A 7309-nucleotide genomic window follows, 5' to 3' on the forward strand; every position below is an offset into this window, starting at 1 on the left:
ACCGGGGGCGCGCCCGCCGCGGCCGGGGCCCGGCGCGGCCCCGCGGCGCGCGCGGGCCCGTGTCGGATTCGTACGAGCCCGGACACACCGCGACAGAAGCCGCCAATACCCCATCCGCGTGCCAGTTTGATCACACCGCCAGGCCCGGCGTAAGCGCCGCAGGCAACCGTCGCTACGATGCTGGGGGCCGGTGGACCGTACCCGGCCGGGCCCGACCGACAGCACAAGCCGGCGCGGCCCCAATCCCCGCTCCCGGAGGAACTTCCGTGCCGGCTGGAACGCTGTACCGCGGCCGGGAAGGAATGTGGTCCTGGGTGGCTCACCGAGTCACCGGCGTCCTCATCTTCTTCTTCCTGTTCGTTCACGTGCTGGACACCTCTCTCGTCCGCGTCTCCCCCGAGGCCTACGACACGGTCGTGGCCACGTACAAGACCCCGATCGTCGCGCTGCTGGAGTACGGCCTCGTCGCCGCCATCCTGTTCCACGCGCTCAACGGCCTGCGCGTCATCGCCGTCGACTTCTGGTCGAAGGGCGCCCGCTACCAGAAGCAGATGCTCTGGTCCGTCGTCGGCCTGTGGGTCGTGCTGATGCTCGGGGCGATCTACCCCGTCCTCGGCCACGCCGCTCGTGAAGTGTTCGGGAGCTGACGCACATGTCCACCACTGAAACCACCGCTTCCGGAATCGGCCCGGTCGAGGGCGACGCGCTCTACGACGTCGACAACCCGGCCCCGCTCATCGAGCCTCCCCGCAAGCGCACCAAGAAGACCCCGCGGTCCACCCGCGGCAACTTCGAGATGGCCGCCTGGCTGTTCATGCGCCTGTCCGGCGTCGTGCTGGTCGTCCTCGTCCTCGGCCACCTGCTGATCCAGCTGGTGCTGGACGGCGGCGTCTCCAAGATCGGCTTCGCCTTCGTGGCCGGCCGCTGGGCGTCGCCGTTCTGGCAGGCCTGGGACCTGCTGATGCTGTGGCTCGCGATGCTGCACGGGGCCAACGGCCTGCGCACGGTCATCAACGACTACGCGGAGCGCGCCAACACCCGGCTGTGGCTGAAGGGCCTGCTCTACACCGCCACGGTGTTCACCATCCTGCTGGGCACGCTGGTGATCTTCACCTTCGACCCGAACATCCGCTAGGCACGGGGCTGAGGCAACCACCATGAAGATCCACAAGTACGACACCGTCATCGTCGGCGCCGGCGGCGCGGGCATGCGCGCCGCCATCGAGTCGACGAAGCGCAGCCGCACCGCCGTGCTGACCAAGCTCTACCCCACCCGCTCCCACACGGGCGCCGCGCAGGGCGGCATGGCCGCCGCGCTCGCCAACGTGGAGGAGGACAACTGGGAGTGGCACACCTTCGACACGGTCAAGGGCGGTGACTACCTGGTCGACCAGGACGCCGCCGAGATCCTGGCGAAGGAGGCCATCGACTCCGTCCTCGACCTGGAGAAGATGGGCCTGCCGTTCAACCGCACCCCGAACGGCACCATCGACCAGCGCCGCTTCGGCGGGCACAGCCGCAACCACGGCGAGGCCCCGGTCCGCCGGTCCTGCTACGCCGCGGACCGCACCGGCCACATGATCCTCCAGACGCTGTACCAGAACTGCGTCAAGGAGGGCGTGGAGTTCTTCAACGAGTTCTACGTCCTGGACCAGCTGATCACCGAGGTCGACGGCGTCAAGCGGTCGGCGGGCGTCGTCGCCTACGAACTGGCGACCGGTGAGATCCACGTCTTCCAGGCGAAGGCCGTCATCTACGCCTCCGGCGGCTGCGGCAAGTTCTTCAAGGTGACCTCCAACGCGCACACCCTGACGGGTGACGGCCAGGCGGCCGTCTACCGCCGCGGGCTGCCGCTGGAGGACATGGAGTTCTTCCAGTTCCACCCGACCGGCATCTGGCGCATGGGCATCCTGCTGACGGAGGGCGCCCGCGGTGAGGGCGGCATCCTGCGCAACAAGGACGGCGAGCGCTTCATGGAGAAGTACGCGCCGGTCATGAAGGACCTCGCCTCCCGCGACGTCGTCTCGCGCTCCATCTACACGGAGATCCGCGAGGGCCGCGGCTGCGGTCCCGAGGGCGACCACGTCTACCTCGACCTCACGCACCTGCCGCCGGAGCAGCTGGACGCCAAGCTCCCGGACATCACGGAGTTCGCGCGCACCTACCTCGGCATCGAGCCGTACACGGACCCGATCCCGATCCAGCCGACCGCGCACTACGCGATGGGCGGCATCCCGACGAACGTCGAGGGTGAGGTCCTCTCGGACAACACCACCGTCGTCCCGGGCCTGTACGCGGCCGGCGAGGTCGCCTGCGTCTCCGTGCACGGCGCCAACCGCCTGGGCACCAACTCCCTGCTGGACATCAACGTGTTCGGCCGCCGGGCCGGCATCGCCGCCGCGGAGTACTCGCAGCGGGCGGACTTCGTCGAGCTGCCGGAGAACCCCGCGGAGCTGGTGATCGACCAGGTCGAGCGGCTGCGTGCCGCCACGGGCACCGAGCGGGTGGCGACGCTGCGCAAGGAGCTCCAGGAGACGATGGACGCCAACGTGATGGTGTTCCGCACGGAGCAGACCATCAAGACGGCGGTCGAGAAGATCGCGGAACTGCGCGAGCGGTACAGGAACGTCTCGATCCAGGACAAGGGCAGGCGGTTCAACACCGACCTGCTGGAGGCCGTCGAGCTGGGCAACCTGCTGGACCTGGCCGAGGTCATGGCGGTCTCCGCCCTCGCCCGCAAGGAGTCCCGCGGCGGTCACTACCGCGAGGACTACCCGAACCGCGACGACGTCAACTTCATGCGCCACACCATGGCGTACCGCGAGGTCGGCGCCGACGGGTCGGAAACCGTCCGTCTCGACTACAAGCCGGTCGTGCAGACCCGCTACCAGCCGATGGAGCGTAAGTACTGATGGCAACCCCCGTTATGGACAAGGTCGAGGCGGAGTCCGCGCAGTCCCCCTACATCACGGTCACGTTCCGGGTCCGCCGCTTCAACCCGGAGGTCGCGGCCGAGGCCGTGTGGGAGGACTTCCAGCTGGAGATCGACCCCAAGGAGCGGGTCCTCGACGGCCTCCACAAGATCAAGTGGGAGCTGGACGGCACGCTGACGTTCCGCCGCTCGTGCGCCCACGGCATCTGCGGCTCGGACGCGATGAGGATCAACGGCAAGAACCGTCTCGCCTGCAAGACCCTCATCAAGGACATCAACCCCGAGAAGCCGATCACGGTCGAGCCGATCAAGGGGCTGACGGTCCTGAAGGACCTGGTCGTGGACATGGAGCCGTTCTTCCAGGCGTACCGCGACGTGATGCCCTTCCTCATCACGAAGGACACCAACGAGCCGACGCGCGAGCGTTTCCAGACGGCCGAGGACCGCGAGCGCTTCGACGACACGACGAAGTGCATCCTGTGCGCCGCCTGCACGTCCTCGTGCCCGGTCTTCTGGAACGACGGCCAGTACTTCGGCCCGGCCGCCATCGTCAACGCGCACCGCTTCATCTTCGACTCGCGTGACGAGGCGGGCGAGCAGCGCCTGGAGATCCTGAACGACAAGGACGGCGTCTGGCGCTGCCGTACGACGTTCAACTGCACGGACGCCTGCCCGCGCGGCATCGAGGTCACCAAGGCGATCGCCGAGGTCAAGAAGGCGCTGATCACCCGCCGTTTCTGATCCGTCGCCACACTGCCGCGGGGCCCCGCCTCCCTCACCCGGGAGTCGGGGCCCCGCGGCTTTCGCGCGCCCGGGGCTCCTGCGGTCCGCGCACGCCGGGGCGTGCGCGCCGCCCTCCGGCGCGACCGGCGCAACCGGCACGGGCAATCACGGCCAATCACGGGCAACGGCCGATGATCCCCTTATTCTGACGCCATGTCAGATGACGAGTCGTACGAGCTGCTCGGGTTCGACAACGTGCTGCTGCCGGTCGGCGACCTCGGAGAGGCCGTCGGGTTCTACGAGCGGGCCGGCTTCACGGTCGGGTTCCGGCTCGACGAGGCCGGGATCGCGCTGCTGAACGTCGGGGGCGAGACGCCGGGCGTCCTGCTGCGGCAGGAGGAGGCGCTGGGGCACCGCACGCCGCCGTGGCCCTCCCCGCGGGTGTGGCTGGAGGTCCCGGACGCGCGGACGGCGGCGCGGACGCTGGACGCGCGGGGCATCGCCCCGCTGGACGAGCCCGCCTCCGGCGCCACCGGCTGGACCGTCGAGATCGCCGACCCCTGGGGCAACGTCATCGGGTTCACGGACTACACCAAGCGCCCGGAGCTCGGCCGCAGGCCCTGACCCACGTCTCGCCGCCCCCTCCCTCCCCCGCGGGACATGTGACGGAGACCTCACAGCCCTTGAGTTGAACACGTTCAAACCGAGGGTCTACAGTCTCTTCCGTCAGCCTTTTGAACACGTTCAAGAAGGGGGAGGCCATGGACCGCACCGTCCTCGCCTACGTCGTCTACCTGGTCGTCAGCATCGCCCTGACCGTCTGGGTCGCCCGCACTCTCAGCCGCCACGGGCGGGTCTTCCTCGCCGATGTGCTGCACGGCGACGAGAAGCTCGCCGACGCGGTGAACCACCTGCTGGTGGTCGGGTTCTACCTCGTCAACCTCGGCTTCGTCGCGCTCTACCTCAGCGGCGACGACACCGTCACCGACACCCGCGGGGTCTTCGAGGCCCTGTCGGCCAAGCTCGGCGTGGTGCTCCTGGTGCTCGGCGTGATGCACCTGGGCAACGTCTACGTGCTCAACAGGATCCGGCGGCGCGGCGTCATGGAGCGCGAGCAGGTGCCGCCGGTCGCGCCCCAGGGCTGGGTCACCCCGTCGGCCGGGGCCTGAGCGGGCCCGGCGTGAGCGCCGACACGACGGGCGGCGGGACGGCGGGCACGCCCGTCCGCGGCCTCACCGTCCTCTACGACGCCCAGTGCGCGCTGTGCGCCTTCGTGCGCGACTGGCTGGCACGCCGGCCGCAGCTGGTGCCGCTGGAGACGGTGCCGGCGGGGTCCGACGAGGCCCGGCGGCGCTTCCCCGGCCTCGACCACGCGGCGACGCTCGACGAGATCACCGTCGTCGGCGACGCCGGGCAGGTCTACCGCGGCGGCGCCGCCTGGATCGTCACGCTGTGGGCGCTGCGCGAGCACCGGGGACTCGCGCACCGCCTCAGCACCCCGGCCGGCGCGCGGCTGGCCCGGGGGGCCGTGCTGGCCGCCGCGAAGTGGCGGGGCGCGGCCGGGCAGGGCGCCGGCGGGCGGGGCGGGGCGGCCCACCGGAGTGCGGACGGCTGGACGTACCACCCGCGTTCGGGGTGGACGTACTGCCGGCCCGGCTGCGCCGACGGCGGATGCGGCCCCGGCCGGTGACGGCCGCGGGGCTCCCGGCGGCGGGCCCGGACCGCACTCGTTAGGCTCTGGTCCCGTGCCCACGAAGAACGACAGCCCAGGACACGGCGACACGCCCAGCAAGTCCGAGCAGACCCGCGCGCTGATCCTGGAGACCGCCATGCGGCTGTTCCAGGAGCGGGGCTACGACAGGACGACGATGCGGGCCATCGCCCAGGAGGCCGGGGTCTCCGTCGGCAACGCCTACTACTACTTCGAGGGCAAGGAACACCTGATCCAGGGCTTCTACGACCGGATCGCCGCCGAGCACCGGGCGGCGATCCGGGAGGTCCTGGCCCGGGAGACCGAGCTGGAGGCGCGGCTCGCCGGCGTCCTGCGGGCCTGGCTGGACATCGCCACGCCGTACCACGAGTTCGCGGTGCAGTTCTTCAAGAACGCGGCCGACCCGGACAGTCCGCTCAGCCCCTTCTCCCCCGAGTCGGAGCACGCGCGCGAGGAGGCCGTCGGCATCCACCGCCAGGTGCTGGCGGGCGCGACGAAGAGCAAGGTGCCCGAGGAACTGCGGGACGTCCTGCCGGAGCTGATGTGGCTGTCCCAGATGGGACTCGTCCTGTACTGGATCTTCGACCGCACCGAGGGCCGCGAGCGCAGCTACCGGCTCGCCGAGCGGGGCGCCCGGCTCACCGCGCGCGGCGTCGCGCTCGCCCGCTTCCGGGTGCTGCGGCCCCTGGTGCGCGAGGTGCACGAGCTGTTCACGGACTTCCTGCCGGGCATGACGAGAGCGATGCCGGACCCCGCGCCGGCCAGGTCCCGCGGCACGGGGGCACCCGCCGCCGGCGAGCGCCCCTGAAACCGCCGCCCGCCGCTCCCGCGGCCGCCGGCACGCGCGGCGTCACGAGAACCCCCATGCGAGCGTACGCAGGGGTGCGCCTCTCCCCGGGCCCTCGCCGGGCGCCCATGAGCAACTGAAGTCTGCGCCAACCCCGTTGATGGCGGGCGAACCTCAAGAACGTGCCTGTGGGCGGTTCCGGCGGGTTTCACAGGCCGCTCACAGCGGTGCGGCGCGGCGCGCGGTCGTCATGCCTGACGGGACGCCAGCCGGATCACGGTGATGTCGGACTGGGCGCCCACCCGCACGGGCGGGCCCCAGGCGCCCGCGCCCCGGCTGACGTACAACTGGGTGTCGCCGTAGCGCTCCAGGCCGGCCACGGTCGGGTTCGCCAGCTCGGCGACGAGGCTGCCGGGCCAGAGCTGGCCGCCGTGGGTGTGGCCGGAGAGCTGGAGGTCGACGCCCCGCTCCACCGCGTCGTCGATCTGCACCGGCTGGTGGGCGAGGAGCACGCAGGTGCGGGCCGGGTCACGGTCGCCGAGGGCCTTGGCGAAGTCGGGGCCGCGGCCCTCGCTCTCGCCCTCGACGTCGTTGACCCCGGCCAGGTCGAAGTGGGGCAGCTCGCTGCGGGCGTTCTCCAGCGGGCGCAGCCCCAGCCTGCGCACCTCCTCGACCCACTGCTCGGCCCCGGAGTAGTACTCGTGGTTGCCGGTGACGAAGTACGCGCCGTGCCGCGCGCGCAGCCCCGCGAGCGGTGCCGCGGCCGGACCGAGGTCCTTGACGCTGCCGTCGACCAGGTCGCCGACGACCGTGATGAGGTCGGGCTGGGTGGCGTTGATCGTGTCGACGACCTTCTGCGCGAAGCCCCGGCCCAGGGTCGGGCCCAGGTGGATGTCGCTGACGACGGCGATGCGGTAACCGTGGGCGGCGCGGGGGAGCTTGGCGAGCGGGACGGTGACCCGCTTGACCTTCGGCCCGCGCTGCACGGCGTAGGCGCCGTAGCCGACGGTGGCCGCGGCGGCCGCCGCCGCGGTGCCGCCGACGACCCGGGAGACGAAGAGGCGGCGGCTGGGGACGGCGAGCGGGCGGGACGGGCCGGTGCCGTCCGCGCCGGACGCGGGAGCCGGCGGGCCGGGCGGCGGCGGGTCGGCGGTGA

General features: G+C 71.4%; 9 protein-coding genes. 8 read left to right on the forward strand and 1 reads right to left on the reverse strand.

What is annotated here, in order from left to right; translation table 11 throughout:
- Nucleotides 1–266 precede the first annotated feature (266 nt).
- From sdhC to SZN_RS33830, 8 genes are all read left to right on the forward strand, one after another.
- On the forward strand, nt 267–647 hold the full coding sequence (sdhC, locus tag SZN_RS33795) for a succinate dehydrogenase, cytochrome b556 subunit (RefSeq protein WP_078509069.1): 381 nt from the start codon (nt 267–269) through the stop codon (nt 645–647).
- 5 nt (nt 648–652) lie between these two features.
- Nucleotides 653–1135 carry a succinate dehydrogenase hydrophobic membrane anchor subunit gene (locus SZN_RS33800; RefSeq protein WP_007504046.1) on the forward strand — a complete coding sequence of 161 codons (483 nt, stop codon included), beginning with the start codon at nt 653–655 and terminating at the stop codon, nt 1133–1135.
- A 22-nt stretch (nt 1136–1157) separates the two neighbouring features.
- On the forward strand, nt 1158–2912 hold the full coding sequence (gene sdhA, locus SZN_RS33805; RefSeq protein ID WP_007504047.1) for a succinate dehydrogenase flavoprotein subunit: 1755 nt from the start codon (nt 1158–1160) through the stop codon (nt 2910–2912).
- Nucleotides 2912–3673, forward strand: a complete 762-nt coding sequence (locus tag SZN_RS33810; RefSeq protein WP_007504048.1) for a succinate dehydrogenase iron-sulfur subunit — start codon at nt 2912–2914, stop codon at nt 3671–3673. Before sdhA ends, SZN_RS33810 begins: the two co-directional genes overlap by 1 nt.
- Before the next feature lie 195 nt (nt 3674–3868).
- Nucleotides 3869–4279, forward strand: coding sequence for a VOC family protein (locus SZN_RS33815; RefSeq protein ID WP_007504049.1), 411 nt, complete (start codon nt 3869–3871; stop codon nt 4277–4279).
- Between the two features lie 137 nt (nt 4280–4416).
- Nucleotides 4417–4824: a hypothetical protein gene (locus SZN_RS33820; protein ID WP_007504050.1), complete on the forward strand. Its 408-nt coding sequence runs from the start codon at nt 4417–4419 to the stop codon at nt 4822–4824.
- An 11-nt stretch (nt 4825–4835) separates the two neighbouring features.
- Complete coding sequence (locus SZN_RS33825; protein ID WP_007504051.1) at nt 4836–5345, forward strand: thiol-disulfide oxidoreductase DCC family protein; 510 nt, start codon at nt 4836–4838, stop codon at nt 5343–5345.
- 55 nt (nt 5346–5400) lie between these two features.
- A complete protein-coding gene (locus SZN_RS33830; RefSeq protein ID WP_007504052.1) occupies nt 5401–6174 on the forward strand; it encodes a TetR/AcrR family transcriptional regulator in 774 nt (257 codons plus the stop codon).
- 227 nt (nt 6175–6401) lie between these two features.
- On the opposite strand, the gene SZN_RS33835 is transcribed toward SZN_RS33830, so the two are convergent.
- A partial coding sequence (locus tag SZN_RS33835; protein ID WP_007504053.1) for a metallophosphoesterase occupies nt 6402–7309 on the reverse strand: 908 nt, incomplete at its 5' end.

Origin of the sequence: Streptomyces zinciresistens K42 (assembly GCF_000225525.1) — a bacterium.
Taxonomy (GTDB): domain Bacteria; phylum Actinomycetota; class Actinomycetes; order Streptomycetales; family Streptomycetaceae; genus Streptomyces; species Streptomyces zinciresistens.

What these genes read in the sequence shown, in the direction of transcription:
- SZN_RS33800 (WP_007504046.1), top strand. Translation starts at nt 653, where the DNA reads ATGTCCACCACTGAAACCACCGCTTCCGGAATCGGCCCGGTCGAGGGC.
- sdhA (WP_007504047.1), top strand. Translation starts at nt 1,158, where the DNA reads ATGAAGATCCACAAGTACGACACCGTCATCGTCGGCGCCGGCGGCGCG.
- SZN_RS33810 (WP_007504048.1), top strand. Translation starts at nt 2,912, where the DNA reads ATGGCAACCCCCGTTATGGACAAGGTCGAGGCGGAGTCCGCGCAGTCC.
- SZN_RS33815 (WP_007504049.1), top strand. Translation starts at nt 3,869, where the DNA reads ATGTCAGATGACGAGTCGTACGAGCTGCTCGGGTTCGACAACGTGCTG.
- SZN_RS33820 (WP_007504050.1), top strand. Translation starts at nt 4,417, where the DNA reads ATGGACCGCACCGTCCTCGCCTACGTCGTCTACCTGGTCGTCAGCATC.